The sequence below is a fragment of the uncultured Enterococcus sp. genome (assembly GCF_913775425.1).
Lineage (GTDB): Bacteria > Bacillota > Bacilli > Lactobacillales > Enterococcaceae > Enterococcus_G.
Map to the genome: position 1 here is coordinate 14,973 of NZ_CAJYIS010000075.1, position 19,290 is coordinate 34,262.

18 protein-coding genes are annotated in these 19,290 nt (G+C 39.6%); 3 read left to right on the top strand and 15 right to left on the bottom strand.

What is annotated here, in order from left to right; translation table 11 throughout:
* Nucleotides 1-9 precede the first annotated feature (9 nt).
* The 15 genes from QZ413_RS08780 to lepB all read right to left on the bottom strand — a co-directional run bounded on the left by QZ413_RS08780 (nucleotide 10) and on the right by lepB (nucleotide 15,233).
* Complete coding sequence (locus QZ413_RS08780; RefSeq protein ID WP_297079358.1) at nucleotides 10-2,157, bottom strand: DNA topoisomerase 3; 2,148 nt, start codon at nucleotides 2,155-2,157, stop codon at nucleotides 10-12.
* A gap of 59 nt (nucleotides 2,158-2,216) precedes the next feature.
* A complete protein-coding gene (upp, locus tag QZ413_RS08785) occupies nucleotides 2,217-2,846 on the bottom strand; it encodes a uracil phosphoribosyltransferase (protein ID WP_297079360.1) in 630 nt (209 codons plus the stop codon).
* A gap of 141 nt (nucleotides 2,847-2,987) precedes the next feature.
* A complete protein-coding gene (gene glyA / locus QZ413_RS08790) occupies nucleotides 2,988-4,226 on the bottom strand; it encodes a serine hydroxymethyltransferase (protein ID WP_297079362.1) in 1,239 nt (412 codons plus the stop codon).
* Nucleotides 4,227-4,319: 93 nt separating this feature from the next.
* On the bottom strand, nucleotides 4,320-5,348 hold the full coding sequence (locus QZ413_RS08795) for an L-threonylcarbamoyladenylate synthase (RefSeq protein WP_297079364.1): 1,029 nt from the start codon (nucleotides 5,346-5,348) through the stop codon (nucleotides 4,320-4,322).
* Nucleotides 5,349-5,368: 20 nt separating this feature from the next.
* The gene (prmC, locus tag QZ413_RS08800; protein WP_297079367.1) at nucleotides 5,369-6,205 is read right to left on the bottom strand and encodes a peptide chain release factor N(5)-glutamine methyltransferase; all 837 of its coding nucleotides are present in this window, start codon (nucleotides 6,203-6,205) and stop codon (nucleotides 5,369-5,371) included.
* Nucleotides 6,198-7,271: a peptide chain release factor 1 gene (gene prfA / locus QZ413_RS08805; RefSeq protein WP_297079369.1), complete on the bottom strand. Its 1,074-nt coding sequence runs from the start codon at nucleotides 7,269-7,271 to the stop codon at nucleotides 6,198-6,200. Before prfA ends, prmC begins: the two co-directional genes overlap by 8 nt.
* Before the next feature lie 12 nt (nucleotides 7,272-7,283).
* Entirely contained in the window at nucleotides 7,284-7,862 is a 579-nt protein-coding gene (locus QZ413_RS08810) for a thymidine kinase (RefSeq protein WP_297079371.1), read from the bottom strand.
* A gap of 226 nt (nucleotides 7,863-8,088) precedes the next feature.
* A complete protein-coding gene (locus QZ413_RS08815; RefSeq protein WP_297079373.1) occupies nucleotides 8,089-8,682 on the bottom strand; it encodes a CAP domain-containing protein in 594 nt (197 codons plus the stop codon).
* A gap of 131 nt (nucleotides 8,683-8,813) precedes the next feature.
* Entirely contained in the window at nucleotides 8,814-9,206 is a 393-nt protein-coding gene (locus QZ413_RS08820) for an OsmC family protein (protein WP_297079375.1), read from the bottom strand.
* Nucleotides 9,203-10,096 carry an ATP-binding cassette domain-containing protein gene (locus QZ413_RS08825; RefSeq protein WP_297079376.1) on the bottom strand — a complete coding sequence of 298 codons (894 nt, stop codon included), beginning with the start codon at nucleotides 10,094-10,096 and terminating at the stop codon, nucleotides 9,203-9,205. The genes QZ413_RS08820 and QZ413_RS08825 overlap by 4 nt, the downstream gene beginning before the upstream one ends.
* Entirely contained in the window at nucleotides 10,077-10,961 is an 885-nt protein-coding gene (locus QZ413_RS08830; RefSeq protein ID WP_297079378.1) for an ABC transporter ATP-binding protein, read from the bottom strand. Before QZ413_RS08830 ends, QZ413_RS08825 begins: the two co-directional genes overlap by 20 nt.
* Nucleotides 10,962-11,795: an ABC transporter permease gene (locus QZ413_RS08835; RefSeq protein WP_297079380.1), complete on the bottom strand. Its 834-nt coding sequence runs from the start codon at nucleotides 11,793-11,795 to the stop codon at nucleotides 10,962-10,964. It abuts the gene before it with no gap.
* A complete protein-coding gene (locus QZ413_RS08840; protein WP_297079381.1) occupies nucleotides 11,792-12,754 on the bottom strand; it encodes an ABC transporter permease in 963 nt (320 codons plus the stop codon). Before QZ413_RS08840 ends, QZ413_RS08835 begins: the two co-directional genes overlap by 4 nt.
* 74 nt (nucleotides 12,755-12,828) lie before the next feature.
* Entirely contained in the window at nucleotides 12,829-14,400 is a 1,572-nt protein-coding gene (locus QZ413_RS08845) for an ABC transporter substrate-binding protein (protein ID WP_297079383.1), read from the bottom strand.
* Between the two features lie 263 nt (nucleotides 14,401-14,663).
* Complete coding sequence (gene lepB / locus QZ413_RS08850) at nucleotides 14,664-15,233, bottom strand: signal peptidase I (protein WP_297079384.1); 570 nt, start codon at nucleotides 15,231-15,233, stop codon at nucleotides 14,664-14,666.
* Between the two features lie 167 nt (nucleotides 15,234-15,400).
* Here lepB and QZ413_RS08855 point away from each other — a divergent pair, with 167 nt between their 5' ends.
* The 3 genes from QZ413_RS08855 to QZ413_RS08865 all read left to right on the top strand — a co-directional run bounded on the left by QZ413_RS08855 (nucleotide 15,401) and on the right by QZ413_RS08865 (nucleotide 18,981).
* Nucleotides 15,401-16,810, top strand: a complete 1,410-nt coding sequence (locus tag QZ413_RS08855; RefSeq protein ID WP_297079386.1) for a TrkH family potassium uptake protein — start codon at nucleotides 15,401-15,403, stop codon at nucleotides 16,808-16,810.
* A 133-nt stretch (nucleotides 16,811-16,943) separates the two neighbouring features.
* On the top strand, nucleotides 16,944-18,296 hold the full coding sequence (locus tag QZ413_RS08860) for a Mur ligase family protein (RefSeq protein WP_297079388.1): 1,353 nt from the start codon (nucleotides 16,944-16,946) through the stop codon (nucleotides 18,294-18,296).
* A complete protein-coding gene (locus QZ413_RS08865) occupies nucleotides 18,289-18,981 on the top strand; it encodes a type 1 glutamine amidotransferase (protein WP_297079390.1) in 693 nt (230 codons plus the stop codon). Before QZ413_RS08860 ends, QZ413_RS08865 begins: the two co-directional genes overlap by 8 nt.
* The last annotated feature ends 309 nt before the right edge of the window (nucleotides 18,982-19,290 follow it).

Sequence of the window (19,290 nt, forward strand, 5' to 3'; positions counted from 1 at the left end):
CTAGATGATCTAGGTCGTCTCAGCTTGACTAACAGGATTTAGATAGCCTTTTTCATTACAACGTATCTTGATTTGATACGTTGTTTTTTCTTCTGTTTTGATTCCTGTGACCAGTGTTTCATTTCCAGCTAGTAGCTCTTCGATATTTTTTTTGGTCAATTTTTTTTGTCGAAAATGTGTCGAGAGCGTAAAGCGACAATTCGGATACGCGATACAGCCATAGAAGCCTTTTTTTTCGACGAGTTCGTGTTGACAGCGTGGACATTTTCCAATGACTTTACCCGTTGGTTTGGGAATAAAATCAGCTGTATTCACCTGTAATTGTGCGATTTCATTTGGGACAGTTTGCAATAGATGCAAAATAAACTTTTGGATATTCGCTAAGAAATTTTCTTGTGATCCTGTTTGTTGACCGATTTTTTTTAAGTAACGCTCCCACTTTGCCGTCATTTCGGCACTTGCAAGTAAAGAATCGTTTCCAAGAGCTTCACTTAAAAGCGCACCTTTTTTGGTGACGATCAATTGATTTTTTTCTAAACGAATGTATTCCTTGTGCTTTAGAGTTTCAATGATACTTGCTCTAGTCGCTTCTGTCCCGATCCCTTCGATCTCTTTTAAGATCTGGCTAGCCTCTTCGTCTTCAACTTGTTTATTCGCTGTTTTCATCGCGGTCAAAAGCGTACCTTCTGTAAATGGTTTAGGCGCTTGCGTTTTCTTTTCAACAAATAAAATCTCTCCAGAAACAGCTTCATCGACTCCAACTTTAGGCAATAAATCTTCTTCTTTTGTCTGTTGTTTTTTACTTTTAGGAAACAACACTTTCCATCCTTCTTCTAAAGGTACTTTACCGATCGCTTTGAAATTTGCTTGTTCAAAAGCTGTATGGATCACCGTTTCTTCATAGGTATAATCTGGAGCAAACATCGCGATCGTCGTTTGCATCACCAACTGATAGATCTGTTGTTGCAATTGAGGTAAACGTGCAAAACGTTCTGCTGTAGGAACTTGTTTAGTCGGAATGATCGCGTGATGCTCTTGGACTTTTTTATCATCTACGTAGCGTTTACGTGCCTTTTGCTGTGGTAGTTCCCCTTGATACCCTAGAAAGCGAGTATATTTTTCGAGTTGTGCTACAAGATACGAAAATTCATTATTAGTAATAAACGGTGTATCTGTTCTGGGATACGTTAAGAGTTTCGCTTCATATAATTTTTGAACAGCTTCTAGCGTTTGGCTTGCACTTGCTTTGTAGATCTGGTTGATTTTTGATTGTAGACTACTAAGTGAAAACAATAACGGACTTGGTGTTTTCTTTTTCTTTTTTTCCACTTTGGTAATCTTACCTGTAGTGTGAGGCGGCTCGATCGCAACTTTTCGCAAATAGTCTTGCGCTTCTTCTTTCGTTTTAAATCGTTGGTGCGGATCTAAATGGGCGATGAATTCACCATTTTCTGCTTGGACCTTGGCATCTAATTCAAAAAAAGGTTCTGGTTTAAAGTTTTCGATTTCCTTTTGGCGCTTATGCACGATCGCAAGTGTCGGTGTTTGCACCCGACCAATCGAAAAGACACCTGAGATCCCTCGTTTTTGTAACGATAACGTATATAACTGACTGCCATTCATCCCAATCAACCAATCCGCGATCTGTCTGGTTTGAGCTTCCTTATAAAACGGATAATAATCCATACCAGATCTTAATTCTTGAAATCCTTTATAGATGACATCTTTTTCCATCGAGTTAATCCACAAGCGTTGGTACGTTTTTTCTTCTGAAAAAGCTTGGGCTTGATGGATGATCGACCACGCGATGTTCTCCCCTTCACGATCGCTATCGGTTGCCACAATGATCACATCTGCTCGCTGTAACAAGCGCTCAACGATATGAAATTGCTTCTTTTTTGAATCGGCGACTTGGAAACGATATTCTTGTGGAAAAATCGGTAACGTGTGTAATGACCATTTTTGCCATTTTTCAGCGTATTCGCCTGGCTGCGCTAATTCGACTAAATGACCAAAGCCAAAGGTAATGACAGTAGGGCCAGAAAATAAAGGATCGGTAATTTCAAAGTAGCCATCTTTTTTGCTAGATTGTTTAAAGGCTTGGGCATATGCTTGTGCCTGACTAGGTTTTTCCGCTAAGATCACTGTTTTGACCATCTGTATTTCTTCCCTTCAAAAAAAGAAACTATCGCAACAACTGCGATAGTTTATGATTATTATTTTGTACCAAATAAACGGTCGCCAGCATCGCCTAGACCAGGAACGATGTAGCCATCTTCATTTAGTTTTTCATCAAGTGCTGCGACATAAATATCCTCATCTGGGTGAGCATCTTGTAATGCTTTAACCCCTTCAGGTGCAGCTACAAGACAAACAAATTTGATATTTGATGCACCACGTTGTTTTAGTGAGTCGATAGCCATGATCGCAGAACCACCAGTTGCTAACATTGGATCGACAACAAGTAATTGACGACTATCGATATCATCTGGTAATTTTACAAAGTACTCATGTGGGATCAACGTTTCTTCATCACGATACATTCCGATATGACCGACTTTAGCTGCTGGAATCAATTGTAAGATCCCATCTACCATTCCGATACCTGCACGTAAGATTGGAATGATCGCAACTTTTTTACCTGATAACGTTTTTTGTGTTGAACGCACGATCGGTGTATCGATCTCAACATCCTCAACTGGCATATCACGTGAAATCTCGTAAGCCATTAACATCGCAATCTCATCTACGACCTCACGAAATACTTTCGTACCACAGTCTTTATCACGAATGATCGTTAATTTGTGTTGGATCAACGGATGATCGATTACTTGAAATTTACCCATATGAATTCTCCTTTGGTTTTCTTTTATTGTAAAACATCTCTTGTCATCACGCAAAGAATTTTACCGTTTTCTACTATACCACAAAAACAAAAAAAGAGCGGCAGAATCCTAAAATTCTTCGCTCTTTTTTTACGATTTGGCTTACTTGTACAATGGGTAGCGATCTGTTAGCGTGCGCACTTCTTGTTTTACAGCTTGTAAAACATCAGCATCGTCTTTATTTTCTAAGACTTTCACGATCAATTCAGCCACTTTTGTCGCATCTTCTGCTTTAAATCCACGACTTGTGATAGCCGGTGTTCCAATACGGATACCGCTTGTTTTGAATGGACTCAATGTTTCAAAAGGAATCGAATTTTTATTAACTGTGATATTTACAGTATCTAATAATTGTTCGGCTTCTTTACCATTCAAATCAAAACCACGCACATCGATCAAGACAAGATGGTTATCTGTAGCGCCTGAAACTAAGCGAGCTTTTGGTGCTTGGTTAAAGACTTTAGCCATTGCTTGTGCATTGTCGATGACTTGTTGTGCATAATCTTTAAATGACTCATCTAGTGCTTCTTTAAATGCTACTGCTTTTGCGGCAATTACGTGCTCTAATGGTCCACCTTGAATTCCAGGAAAAACGTTGCTGTTGATTTTTTTCGCTAAGGCTTCATCATTTGTCAAGATCATGCCTCCACGAGGACCACGCAATGTTTTATGGGTCGTCGTTGTTGTAATATCAGCATAAGGCACTGGATTTGGATGAAGTCCAGCTGCCACAAGACCTGCGATATGTGCCATATCGACCATTAATTTTGCACCGACTTCATCGGCGATCTCACGAAAACGCGCAAAGTCGATTGTTCGAGAATATGCGCTTGCGCCTGCTACAATCAATTTTGGTTGATGTTTACGTGCTAAAATACGAATCACTTCATAATCAAGATCTTCAGTTGAAGGATCCACACCATAACTGATGAAGTGATAGGTTTTCCCACTGAAATTGACTGGAGATCCATGCGTTAAATGCCCACCAGCGGCAAGATCCATTCCTAAAACAGTATCTCCTTCTTCGATCAATGACAGATAAGCAGCGGCATTTGCTTGTGAGCCAGAATGCGGTTGAACATTCGCAAATTCTGCACCGAATAATGCTTTTGCGCGATCGATCGCTAGGTTTTCAATAACATCAACAAATTCACAACCACCGTAGTAACGACGTCCAGGGTACCCTTCAGCGTATTTGTTAGTCAAGATACTTCCTTGTGCTGCAAGAACACCTTCAGAGACAATGTTTTCTGAAGCGATTAGTTCTAAATTATGTTGCTGACGAACACCTTCTTTTTCGATCGCTTGAAATAATTCCGGGTCAAATGCTTGATAATCCATGATATGGCACACTCCTTTTTCATAGTACGTGAATTGTAACATAGCTTATTTTTGTGAAGCTACTTTTCTTTTCAATTTTGTTTTGTTTATTTGCTAATTGTTCGTAAATTTCTGTTGGTCCGCAGCTTTTTTCAAGCGATTCATATAGGCATAGCCTAAACCATGCTCTTCTTTTGTTTCGACGAAAATCACATCCAAATCAGCCTGACATTCATCTAATGCACGCAGACCAGAAAACAAGCCTTTGGTGGCTGCTTCTACTGTATCATTTTGATACATAAAGATCGCACCAGCTTCCATGCGAACCTTAGCGGCGGCTGTGGGTCCTGCTATAATCCCTGCACGAATTTCTTTTTCATTCAAATACGCACTCAATTGATCGAAGTCATGTGAATCTACCATGATCACTTTCGTTTGTGGCGAATAGTGTTTATACTTCATACCTGGCGCTTTAGGCGCTTCTGTCCCTTTTAGTGCAACAGGTTCATTCGTAATGTTCATATGTGTGGTATCACTTAACATCTCACCTGTGATTGCCCCTGGTCTTAAAATGACCGGTGTACTGGTCGCATCGCTTAAATCGATCACCGTTGACTCTACTCCGATTTTGGTTGCACCACCGTCTAATACGCCAGCAATTTTATTTGTAAAATCATGCAAGACATGGTCAGCCGTTGTAGGACTTGGTGTGCCTGAAAGATTCGCGCTTGGCCCTACGATCGGTACACCTGCTGCTTTGATCAAGGCAAGCGTCAGAGGATGATCAGGCATTCGAAAAGCGACTGTCTTTAATCCACCTGTTACTACAGATGAAAAAGCTCCTTCTTTGATTGGAAGAATGATCGTTAGTGGTCCGGGCCAATAGGCATCGACTACTGCTTGTGTCAATGGATGCATCTCTGAAACATAATCACGTACTTGCTCTAATCCAGTGACATGCACGATCAATGGATTATCGCTTGGACGTCCTTTTACTTGAAACACTTGTTTCACAGCCGTTTCGTCTAAGGCATTTGCCCCTAATCCATAAACTGTTTCAGTGGGAAACGCCACCAGTTGTCCTTCTTTTAATGCTGTTGCTGCTTGTGACAGTGTATCACTGGTAAATCGTTTAGTTTCCACTGTAAAAACACTTCCTTTTCTTAATAAACGACAATCATTCGATCATTGCCGAACAGATCTTTTTTCGCTTCTACTTTTTTATTGGGAAAAGCTGCTTGAAACATCTCGAGAACAGCTTCTTTTTGGAGATAGCCAATTTCTAAAAATAACTTACCATCTGGTGCTAAACAATGTGGTGCAGATTGCGCAAGTTTTTCATAGATCGCTAACCCATCGTTTGGAGCAAACAAAGCCATTTTAGGCTCAAACAAGCGGACACTTGCATCCATCACTTCCCACTCTGATTTCGCGATATAAGGTGGATTTGAAATAATAATATCAAACTGCTGATCTAAGACTGGTTCTAAGGTATCTCCTTGATGAAAAACGATTGTTTGGTGCAAACGCTTGGCATTTTCTTCGGCCACGGCCAACGCTTCAAAAGACAGATCACTTGCGTGGACTTGCCATTTTGGAGCTTGTGCTTTCAGACTGATCGCGATTGCTCCTGTCCCAGTACCAATATCAATCACATTCAATGCTTTTTTAGTATCGCTAAACGCTAAACATAATTCGACTAATTCTTCAGTTTCTGGTCTAGGAATCAACGTATCCTCGGTGACTTGGAACAAGCGCCCGTAAAACTCTTCGACACCCGTTAGATACTGTGGTGGATAATCGGCCAATAACTGGTCCAGATCAGCCGCAACTTGTGCTTGATCTTCATTAGAAGCAAGTTGATCGAGATTGAGTAAGAACTGTGTCTTATCCCATTCTTTACGTCTTAAGAAAACAGCTTGAATCGCATAGCCTTCTTTGCCATGCGCTTCAAGCGTTCGTGTTGCTTCTTGTATCAGTTGACGATACGTTTTATCCATTTTGCAACTCTTCTAATTTTGATGTTTGATCATATACGATCAATGCATCGACGATTTCATCTAATTTACCAGCCAAGATTTGATCTAATTTTTGGATCGTAAGTCCAATACGATGATCTGTGACACGGTTTTGTGGGAAGTTATACGTACGGATACGTTCTGAACGATCTCCGGTACCGACTGCGGATTTACGGTTTGCATCGTATTCACTTTGCGCTTCTTGTTGCAATTTGTCATACACGCGCGCACGTAAAACTTTCATCGCTTTCTCACGATTTTTAAGCTGTGAACGCTCATCTTGCATGGCCACGACAACACCTGTTGGCAAGTGAGTCAAACGTACCGCAGAAGCCGTTTTGTTGACGTGCTGACCACCAGCACCTGAAGCATGATAGATATCCGTACGAATATCTTTATCGGCAATATCGAGTTCTACTTCAGGGGCTTCAGGCATGATCACGACTGTTGCCGTTGACGTATGGATCCGACCTTGTGATTCCGTCGAAGGAACACGTTGTACACGATGTGCGCCACTTTCGTATTTCAATTTAGAAAAGACATTCTCACCAGAGATCATCATGATGACTTCTTTATAGCCGCCAATCCCCGTCACGTTAGCTTCCATCACTTCTGTTTTCCAACCTTGAGCTTCAGCATAACGTTGATACATGGTAAACAGGTCTCCTGCAAACAATGCTGCTTCATCCCCACCTGCTGCTCCACGGATCTCCATGATAATGTTTTTATCATCGTTAGGATCTTTTGGTAACAATAGGATTTTGATTTGTTCTTCTAAGGTTTCTTTTTCTTTTTTTAGATCTGAAAGTTCTTCTTTAGCGAGTTCCGCCATCTCAGCATCTAAATTTTCACCAAGCATCTCTTCAGCATCAGAAATCCCCGTCACAACTTCTTTGTAACGACGGTAAGTTGCGACTGTTTCACGCGTATTGGCTTCTTCTTTAGATAATTCCATAAAACGCTTCGTATCCGAAACCACTTCGGGATCGCTAAGTAACTCTCCTAATTCTTCGTAACGGTCTTCAATTGATTGTAACTGATCGTACATATCGGTTCTCCTTTAATTTGTTTTCATTTTTGGGTGGAAATAGTGGTGGCGACAGACTGGAAAGTAAGCCTCATTGCCGCCGATTTGAACTTGATCCCCTTCATAAACAGGCTGTCCATCGATATAATGTAAGTTCATGATCGCTTTTTTATGACAAAACCAGCAGATCGTTTTCATTTCTTCGATTTTATCCGCATAAAGCAATAAATATTTTGATCCTTCGAATAGTTCATTACGAAAATCATTTTTCAAGCCAAACGCCATAACTGGAATATTGAGTTGATCCACGACTTTCGTCAAGGCTAAGACGTGATGTTTTTGTAAAAATTGTGCTTCATCGATTAAAATGCAATACGGTTCAAATGCTAACGCTTGAATCGTAGCCAAAATATCTGTCTCGGTAAAAATCGGAATCGCTTTTTGCTCTAATCCGATCCGACTGGACACATTGCCCACACCGGCACGAGTATCTAACCCACTTGTCATCAACACGACTGGTTTGTCTTGTTCTTCATAATTATGTGCTACTTTTAAAATCTCAATCGATTTTCCACTGTTCATTGCGCCATATTTAAAAAATAGTTGTGCCATTTTTGTCCCGATCCCTTCATTGACTTCTTTGGTATTATACTTGAAATTGGTGATTTTTTACAGTCATCTGAAAAGTTCTTCGAAATTTTTATGTTTCTAACAAAAAAAGACAGTGAAAAAGTTGGCAGCGCAAAGAAAGAAGCCAAATCAATCCGATAATAGCTTGGCATATCTCGATAATGATTCGGCTTATTGTTAAAAGAACTATTTTAGGAATACTGTTTATTCATTTTTTATATTCACTTCGTTGTAATCCACCTAGATAACTAAACGTCATATCATAACGATCCGTGCCTACTTTTTTAAAAGCGATTCCGACTGCACCTTCTGTTGGTTGACGATTTAGGAGGTTTTTATTGTGTCCTGGCGAATTGATCCACCCTTGCATGATCGTTTTAGCGCCATTTACTCGATACCATTCTAGTGACTTGCCATAGTAAGTAAACCCGAGATTTTCAACAAAAGGAATCCCTTTGTAACCATAATCACTCGGTGTTGCTAGACCACTACGTCCATTTGGTCTAGTATGAGAGAATTTGACAAAGAGTTCATTTGCCCGTTGATTCGCGGCTTTTTGTAAAGCGGGTTGTGTACGCAGACCAGCTAGTCCGCGGCTTTTACGATACTGACTGATTTGTGTGAAGACTTGATTCGACACTTCCGTTTGGACTTGCGCCACTGTCTTGGGTTTCACTGTTTGACTCGTCGATTGTGCTATACGACTTTGACTACGATTTTTTGATAGATCGTCGGCATCAACTAGCGTTCCACCTAAACATAACATTCCCATCCCAATCAATAATGAAACGGGTTTTTTCATTGAAATCGCCTCGCTTTCACTTTAATCGTTCCTCAAATTTTCACCTATAGTATAGCATAATGCGTCTATTTGCTAAACTAAATCGTATTCAAAAATAGGATGTGACAGAAGCCTGTCACATCCCTTGAAAATTAAGCAAAAACCACGCTCTCATGAATTTCGATTGTTGGATCTAATGACTGGATCACCGGACAATTTGCACTCACTAGTCGTAAACATTTTTCAGCACGTTCTTGATATTTTGAAGCAACGATGACATGAAATACCATCGTGATTGAAGCTAATGGTTCTGCCTTCTTCGTTTCATCGCGCGTATAGCTCAATTCGATTTTTTTGAATTCAAAAGGAATTTTAGAATTCTCTAAAATACTAGAATAGACGTAGCCTCCACATGCGCCTGCAGCGCTGGCTAACATTTGCACAGGTGAGTATCCTTCTTCATAGGCTAAGATCCAATTTTTATCAGGAGCCGCTAATTCAAACTTTTCTGTTCCTTTAATGATCGTTAACTCATGTTTACTCATTTTCCATCTCTCCTTACAAAATGCCCTGGACGTACTTCTATTAAAGTCGCTTCAGGATCTAACGTGATCGTTTCATCTTGCTTGATTTGATTCAATTGCTCGCGTGCGATTTTAGGATCTGCTACAGGTGCAGCACGAAGCAATTTTTTCGTATAGGCGTGTTCTGGATGAGAAAATAGTTCTTCAGTCGGAGCCAATTCGACTAATTTTCCTTGGTACATTACTGCAATACGATCTGAGATATGGCGAATCACAGATAAATCATGCGAAATAAATAAATACGATAAACCGAACTCTTTTTGTAATTGGATCAGTAATTCCATGATCTGCGCTTGGATCGAAACATCTAACGCGGAAGTGGGTTCATCACATAAAATAAATTTCGGTTGGCTGACGACAGCACGCGCAATCCCGATGCGTTGACGCTGCCCACCACTAAAGGCTCGTGGTAATTTATGTTGCGCATCTCCAGTAATGCCCACCATTTCTAAAATACGACTTGCTTTTTCTTTGGCTTGTGTTTGGTCTTCACGAAATAAAGGTTCCATCACTAACTCCAAAGCACTCAATTTTGGATTTAAAGCTGAATAAGGATCTTGAAAAATGATCTGCATTTCTTGTGCTAATTTTGCACGTTCGGCTTTTGTGGTGTTGGCGAGATCGATCCCATCAAACACGACCGTACCACTCGTAAATGGTTCTAATTGCAAGACACCACGACCAAATGTCGTCTTCCCACTACCAGACTCACCCACTAGTCCTAATGTTTCCCCCTCAAAGATGGTCAAACTGATATTATCAACTGCTTGGACTTCTGTCACTTGTCCGCGCCAATTCTTTGATTTGAATACTTTATTTGCTTGTTTTACTTCAATCAAGGGTGTTGTCATCTATTGAACCTCCTAACCAAACACGATGCGTCTCAGATACCCTTTGTGGCGTATCAGACACCGTAAATTCCGTCAACTGTACCGCTGCGGTTTCATTTTTATCGCCCAAATGAGCTGCTGCTAGTAATTGCTTTGTATAAGGATGCTGAGCATGGTAGAAAATATCTTCAGCACTTCCTTCTTCCACGATCCGTCCACGATACATAACCTTGATATAATCACACATTCCAGCCACCACCCCAAAATCATGGGTGACCAATAAGACAGCTAAATCTTCTTCTTGCTGTAGTTGACGGATCAAAGCCAAAATCTGCGCTTGGATCGTTACGTCCAGTGCAGTCGTTGGTTCATCTGCGATCAATAATTTTGGTTTGACAAGTAGCGCCATCGCGATCATGACCCGTTGACGCATCCCACCGGATAATTCATGAGGATATTGTTTCATCCGTTTTTCAGGTAGCGGAATCCCAACTTTAGCTAGTTCAGCGATCGCCAATGCATTAGCTTCTTTTTTCGAACATTTTTGCGCTCGACGGACAACTTCGATCAAATGATACCCGATCGTTCGTAAGGGATTTAATGAAGTCATTGGATCTTGAAAAATCATCGAGATAGGTAAGATCTCTTTTGTATCCACTGTCTTCCCTGCAAAAGTAAAGGTGTCGATCGTCGCTGTGACTCGCTCTGGCAATAGATTTAGCAAACTTTTCATCGTCATACTTTTTCCACTTCCAGATTCACCTACAACGCCGATGACCTTACCCTTAGGGACAGAAAGAGACAGCGGATAGACGATTGGTTGCGCATCACCTTTTTTTGGATGATAGGTCACGCTTAATCCCTCGACTTTTAGTAACTCTGACATCTACTCCACCTCCCCTTGTAAAATTGTTTTAACTAAATCACCTAAATTATTAAAGGAGTAAATCGTAAAGACGATAAACAATCCAGGTAAAATTGCCATATATGGTGTACGTTGTAGACTACTTTGAGCGTTTTGTAATAAACTTCCCCACGAAGACATCGGTTGTTGGATCCCTAAACCTAAGAAACTCAACGCGGATTCTGTCATGATCGCACCGGAAATACTTGTCGTTGCTGCAATGATCAATGTCGGTAAGACAGAAGGTAAGACATGGCGAAACATAATACGTAAAGGCTTTTGTCCGATAAATTGCCCATATGAAACGTATTCACGTTCTTTGGCAGACATCGTTTCGGCACGGATCAAACGTGCGATGCTCATCCACGAAAATCCTCCAATCACGATAATGATCGTTGAAAGGCCTGGTTTTAAGAATACACTTAAAACGATGACTAAAACCAACCATGGAATAGCTGATAGCACATCGACGACACGCATCAAAATACTATCTACGATCCCACCAAAATACCCTGTAACCAGTCCTACAACTGTGCCAATAAACGTTGCAGCCAACATCGCAGATACCCCAACTAATAACGAAACTCGACCACCGTAAAGTACGCGAATAAAGTAATCACGTCCGACTTCGTCTGTTCCAAATAAATGTTTTAAACTTGGACCTTGAGACATTTGGGTAACATCGGTTAACGTAGGATCGATCGGAAGTAATGGCGCGATCAATGATAAGAAAATCAAAGCAACTAAAAAGATAAATGAGAATGCATAAAGCGGTTGTTGAAAAATTTGTTTGATGATTAATTTGAGCGTCTTCATTTCGCTTGTCCTCCTTTACGAATTCTAGGATCAACGATCGAGTATAAGACGTCTGCTAAAAGATTCCCAACAATCACTAACGTTGCAGAAAACAACATCACAGCCATGATCACAGGATAGTCTAAACTTTTCGTTGCACTCATTAGATACGGTCCAACTCCGGGCCATCCAAAAATCGTTTCGGTAATGATCGCACCAGTCACAAGCATCGGTAAAGCCATCCCAATTTGTGTGACAACTGGAATCATGACATTACGGCTAATATGGCGGCGGAAAATCTCGCCTTTAGTCGCATGGAATGCTTTTTGTACCATCACATAGTCTTCTGATACTTGTTCCACAGCAGAAGAGCGGATATAGCGAAGTAATTCTGGTAAAAAGACAACGGTCAAAGTCGTATAAGGCAAGATGAAATGTGACAAGTAATTGGATAGATTCCCTTCTTGCCCCACTGTGTACATCCCAATGATCGGAAACCAATTTAATTTATACCCAAAGAAATAGATCAAGATCATCGCAAAGAAAAAAGCTGGAACAGCTAGACCTAAAGAAGCTAAGCCATCGATGATACGATCGATCCATTTTCCTTTATTTGCTGCCGCAACTAACCCAAAGATAATCGCTAAGATCAAGGCTGTGACATAAGCTGGCAATACTAAACGCATCGTATTTGGGATGCGTGTGGCTAGATCTTGCGCGATACTGTGTCTTGAAGCAAGTGAATACCCAAAATCACCATGAAAAATTTGTTTTAACCATGAAAAATATTGTACAAGAAACGGATCATTCAATCCGTATTTCTCTCTTAAGACATCAATTTGCGCTTGTGACATATTTGGCGTGGTAATCGAATCGATGACATCATACGGTGCCAAATGAATCAGTGAAAACACGATAAACGAAATCACAAATAATAGTGGAATAGCCTGTAATAGCCGTTTTCCGATAAATCGTAACATATACTCACTTTCCTTTCTGTTTGTTCAATCAAAAAAAGGCTGTGTAAAGGAGTCTTCACACAGCCCAGCTTACGTTATTTTAGCGTTAATTTACCCATATCTTCAAAGGTATAGATCGGAACCAATTTGGCTTCTTCGATCCCACCTAGACGATCTGTTGCTGCTAAAATCTTTTTATTATCCACGATTGGATAAATTACCGCTTGGTCGGCAATCTCTGCTTGTAGTTTATCATAGATCGCTTCACGTTTGGTTTGATCAAGCTCAACAGCACCTTCATTAAATAAGGTATCGACTGCTTCACTATCTAGTTTGAAGTAGTTTGATGCACCACCCGTTTTAAATAAACGTGCGTATTGATCTGGATCGTTCCCCATAATGTAACCACCTAGGAACAAGTTGTATTTCGTTGAATCTGGTTTTTTCAATTCAGTAAATAAGGCAGTACTGTCGCCACCTTGTAATTCGACTGAGATCCCGACTTTTTGCAACTGTTGTTGGATCAATGTTGCTTGTAGTGTTTGGGCAGGATCGGAAGAATCAAATCCTAAGTTTAATTTCAAATCAGATACGCCAGCTTCTTTTAATAATGCTTTGGCTTTTTCATCATTTGTTGTGTATTTTTCAACATCTTCTGTTGCGTATTTATTATTTGGTGGCAAGAATGAATATGGTGTTTCATAATATTTTTCTTCCAAATACGCTGCTTTGTTCATTTCATCTTTGTTTAAGGCATAAAGAACCGCTTGACGGACCTTCACATCTTGTAAAGCTTCAGATTTTGAATTCATTCCCATGTAACCAATACGGTTTTCGCTATATGGATATACCTTGATTTGTTTTGTATCTAAATCTTGGATATCTGCAGGTAATACGACAGTTGCATCGACTTCACCTTTTTGTAGCGCAACTTTTGCTGTTTCAGTACTTTGAGTAATGCGCAATGTCACGTTTTCAATTGAAGGTTTTCCACCAAAGTAATTTTCATTGGCTTTAAATTGTAAGTATTCCCCACGTTTATAGTCGACCAATTGATAAGGACCTGTTCCAACTGGTTTTTCTGGTAATTCACTTACAGAAAAATCAGTAACATCTTTATAAACATGTTGTGGAATGATAAACGTTTCAGTGATGATATTGTTTACTGCTGCTGCACTAACTACTGGAAAATCAAAGCGTACTGTTAGGTCATCTACTTTGTTTGCCGTAATCGGTTGATCATCGATCCATAAACTATCAGAATTTCCATTTTCTTTTTTCGCTTTTTCAGTATACGTAAAGACGACATCATCAGCAGTCAAAGGTTGTCCATCTGACCATTTGATCCCAGATTTTAATTTTACTGTAACTGATTTTCCATCAGCTGCAGGTTCAACTGATTCTGCTAATACATTGTTCATGTTGCCATCGCCATCAATAGCTACTAATGGTGAAAAAATCATATTACTAACTGTAAGTCCCCAACGATCACTTGTATTAATTGGATTGATCGAACTTGGATCTCCACTGATTGCATATGTGAACGTATCGGATTTAGCAGCTGAATTACTTGCTGTAGAAGATGTGTTATCGCCATTTCCACAAGCAGCTAATACCAAACCTAATGTAACTAAACCTAAACTAAGCCATTTCTTTTTTGAGCGCATGTTTTTCCCCCTCGGATTGCTTACTGGATCTCCTTACTTGGAGATGTCAATAACCGTACTTTAGTGCAGTTGTTTACAAGTGTCAATAAAGTCGATTTTGATTTTATTTCAAAATTTCTATCCATAGATTTTTTCTATCACTCAAAGGGTAACAGAACAGTTTTTTCAATGCTAATCTACGGATTTTTAGGCTTTAAGATAGATTTTTTCTATCACAAAAAAGAGGCTGTGACCGAAATCCGTCACTGCCTCTTTTAAGAAGTCTAAAAGACTTTAAATTCTTTGAATGGCCAATAACGCAAGACCACTTCACCTTGGATCAACTCTTTATCGACCATTCCAAAGATACGGCTATCTTTAGAGATCAATCGGTCATCTCCTAAAACAAAATAACTATTTTCTGGTACAGTAACATCAAAATCACTCGTAAATGTCTCAGCCTGAGCCGCTGTACTTTGGAAGACCTCATTATAGGAATACTCACTTTGTAACTTGTCTTCACTAAATTTTTTCTTAAATGCATCTAAATAAGCTTCGTCGTATACTTTATCGTTGATCGTCAATTGATCATCTTTCATGACGACATGATCACCTGGCATACCGATTACACGTTTTACCGCCACCGTATCTTCGTCATCTGGTTCTTTAGTCGTTACGATATCAAATCGCTCGATTTTTGCTAGCTTATAAACGATTAATTTTTGTCCATCTGCTAGCGTTGGATCCATCGAATGGCCTTTAACCGATACAGGCGTAAAAACGAATAACCTTAAGGAAAGAAAAGCTAAGATGATAACGATCATGATACCCCACTCTTGCAGGAATTTTTTCATCGTATGTGCCTCCATGACTTCTATTCTTTTTCTAAAGTATAGCATAGCCCTTGAAAACTCGAAACTATTAGCCGGCTTTTGCTAGTCGTCTAGTAGTTATTTGGTATAATGAAGCCAACCTTAGATTTCGAAAGGAAGTGAAATGGTAGTGCTCGACACACCTTCTTATGAATATTTCTCGTTTATCGCAACTCACCTTGCGTAAAAGTCAAAATTTCTTTGCTAAAAATATTTCTTCTATTCAATTGATTGTTTTTTACTACTTGATTATGACAGCAGTTGCGTTAATTTTATTTTACTTGCCATTCTTTCGAGTACCCGATCAGCATATCAAATTTATTGATTTGTTCTTTCTAGCCATCAGCACCGTCAGTGTCACTGGACTGACCACGGTCCCGTTAACGGATGTGTTTAATCACAACGGCATTCTTTTATTAGAAGTCTTATTTCAAGTCGGTGGTTTAGGGATTATGATGATCACTACGTTTTTTGCGATTATCTCTAAACGTAAAATCAGTTTAAAACAACGACAGCTAATCATGACGGATATGAATCAGCCCAAGTTAAGCGGGATCGTTCGGATGATTCGCATCACTTTTACCATGATTTTGGTGATCCAATTTCTAGCTGGTTTGAGTTTTGCGGTCTATTTCAAATTGGCCCATTATTATCCCGATTGGTACCATGCTATTTTTTATGGTTTTTATCAAGCTATCTCTGCTGTAACCAATTCAGGTTTTGATGTGACCGGCAATTCTATTTTGCCTTTTGCTAACGATCCGATCTTTTTATTAAGTATCATGTTTTTGATTTTTATTGGTGGAATCGGATTTCCAGTCTTGATGGATCTGCGTGAATTTATTGCGTATCATTTTTCCAAAAAAACATCCCACACATTGCCTTATCGCTTTTCTTTGTTTACGAAAATCGCCTTATTGGCTTTTGTGATCTTATTTTTTGGTGGTACATTGATCATTTTCTTATTAGAAAAAGACCACCTGTTTATCCATATGAACTTTGGTAAACAAGTGTTAAACAGCGCTTTTTATTCGATGACGACTCGGAATGCGGGTTTACAGATCCATGATCTAAACCAATTTCAGATCACCACACTGATCGTTTTTTCATTTTTGATGTTTATCGGATGTAGTCCAAGTTCAGTCGGTGGTGGGATTCGGACAACTACTGTAGCCATCATCGGATTGTATTTATTTTCTTTTTTAAAAGGTGAAAGTAATGTCAATATCTTTGGTCGCAGAATCGACAATGATGATGTCCAAAAATCGATCACGGTCTTTATGCTTTCGATGATCATGTGCTTCTTTTGTGTGCTATTTTTAAGCGCGACAGAAGATCTACCGCTGATTTCTCTAATCGTAGAAGTTTCTTCTGCCTTTGGAACTACAGGATTATCATTAGGGATCACGTCAGATTTAACGGATGTCGGTAAATTGATTATTGCCCTTTTGATGTTTATCGGACGAATCGGGATGTTATATACCTTATTATTGTTCGTTCCTAAAGAAACACGTGATTTGAACTATAAATATCCTACTGAAAAAATTATTATCGGCTAGTCAACGAAACAAAACGATGAAGTCATTAGTGAAACCTTAAGAAATCTAAATCCTATTCCGCTTTAATTTCAGAATATGGTATGATTAGTTTCGTAAAAAAAACGATTAGAATGAATATGTGTTGGAGGAGTATATGGGAATAAAAAGTATGGTAGCGACTTTTGTAGGACGCACCTCTCAATGGGGGTTAAAAACCTTTTTCAAGGGCGGTTCTAGTTTACCTGGAAAGTTAGCTCTTTCAATTGATCCAAATGTCTTAGCACATTTAGCTAAAGATTACCAAATCGTAGTGATCACTGGAACCAACGGCAAAACGTTGACCACTGCGCTAACCGTGAATATCTTAAAACAAGAGTTCGATAACGTCTTGACAAACCCTACTGGAGCAAACATGGTCCAAGGGATCGTATCGACGTTTCTGTCGGCCAAACCCAAAAAAGGCCAAAAAAAATTCGCAGTCTTAGAAATCGATGAAGCGAGTTTACGTGAAGTAACGAAATATGTAAAGCCTGAGCTTTTTGTCTTTACCAATATCTTTCGTGATCAGATGGATCGTTATGGCGAAATCTATACGACGTATCAAATGATCGTCGATGGTGCCGCTAACGCTCCTGAAGCTTTGATTTTAGCCAATGGTGATGCGCCTATTTTTAATTCGATCAAAACAGTCAACGAACAAGTCTATTATGGTTTTGATCATTTACCTGATCACGAACAAATGGCACATTACAATACCGATAATGTTTTATGCCCGCATTGTGAACACATTTTACATTATAAAATGATCACCTATGCCAATTTAGGGAAATACTATTGTCCACATTGCGACTATAAACGACCTGAATTGACTTATCGCTTAACAGAACTCACCGCTATGACCAATACTACAGCAAACTTTGTGATCGATAACGAAGCGTATCAATTAGAAGTCGGTGGTCTTTATAACATCTACAATGCTCTTGCTGCAACTGCTGTGGCTTCACATTATCAAGTCGCTCCTGAAAAAATCCGAGCAGGGCTAGCTTACGATGAGAAAGTTTTTGGACGCCAAGAAGTCATCAAAGTAGGCGACAAAGAATGTACGCTCGTTTTAGTGAAAAATCCAGTTGGCCTAAACCAAGTCATCGATATGATCGGACTCACACCAGAGCCTTTCTCACTCGTTTGTCTATTAAATGCCAATTATGCTGATGGGATCGATGTCAGTTGGATTTGGGATGGTAATCATGAGGCATTTGCCCAGATGAACATTCCGGCTGTGATCGCTGGTGGCGATCGTCATCAAGATATGGCGTTGCGTCTAAAAGTAGCAGGTATCGATGAAACACAATTGACTGAAGTCAAAGAAATCGATGCTGTCGTGGATCGCATCAAAGACTTGCCTACAGATAAAGTCTATATTTTAGCGACGTATACCGCTGTTTTACAACTTAGAAAAAAATTCGCTGAAAAAGGCTACATCAAAGGAGGAATGTCTGGTGAGTAACTACAGCTTGAACCTCGCCCATCTCTACGGGAATTTACTAAATACTTATGGTGATAATGGAAATATTTTAATGCTCCAATATGTTGGAAAACAGCTTGGCATCACCATTGACTCAACGGTCGTTAGTATCCATGAACCGTTTGATGATAACGCGTTCGACCTTGTCTTTTTTGGTGGTGGTCAAGACTATGAGCAAGTCATCGTAGCCAAAGATCTCCCCACTAAAAAAGAAGCCTTGACGCGTTATATCGAAAATGAAAAAGTCCTACTTGCGATTTGTGGAGGCTATCAAATGCTTGGTCACTACTATATCGGTGCTAAGGGCGAAAAAATTCATGGCATCAGCGCTTTAGATCACTATACGATTAGCCAAGAAAACAATCGTTTTATCGGCGATGTGAAAATCTATAATGAAACGTTTGACGAAACGTATTATGGCTTTGAAAATCATAATGGACGCACATTTTTAGGTAAAGGCGAAAAAGCTTTAGGAAAAGTCCTTCAAGGAAAAGGCAATAACGGTGAGGATCAAACAGAAGGCGTCATCTACAAAAATGTCTTTGGTTCTTATTTCCACGGCCCGTTACTCGCACGTAATCCTCAATTAGCTGAGCGTTTGATCAAAACGGCTTTCATAAAAAAATATGATGAAGAAACCTTTAACACTCTAGTTAAAGCGAAATAATCCTTCTCTTTTCATAAAAAAAGAAACCAATTTTCAAGTTTTCACAAATTTGTGAAGCAGATTGGTTTCTTTTTTTTTGTTTAAGGTATATAGTACTCTTTGTTCGAAAGGTCATGTTATTCTATTTTGACTCTTGTTTTGACCGAAAATGTCAACAGAGAGGAAGAATTCCATGTCAACTCAAAAAGGAAAAGCAATTTTAAATAATCCCTTCTTAAACAAAGGTACAGCATTTAGCTTGGCAGAGCGTGCTGACTTAGAAATCGAAGGACTATTACCAAGTGCAGTGCAAACACTCGCACAACAAAT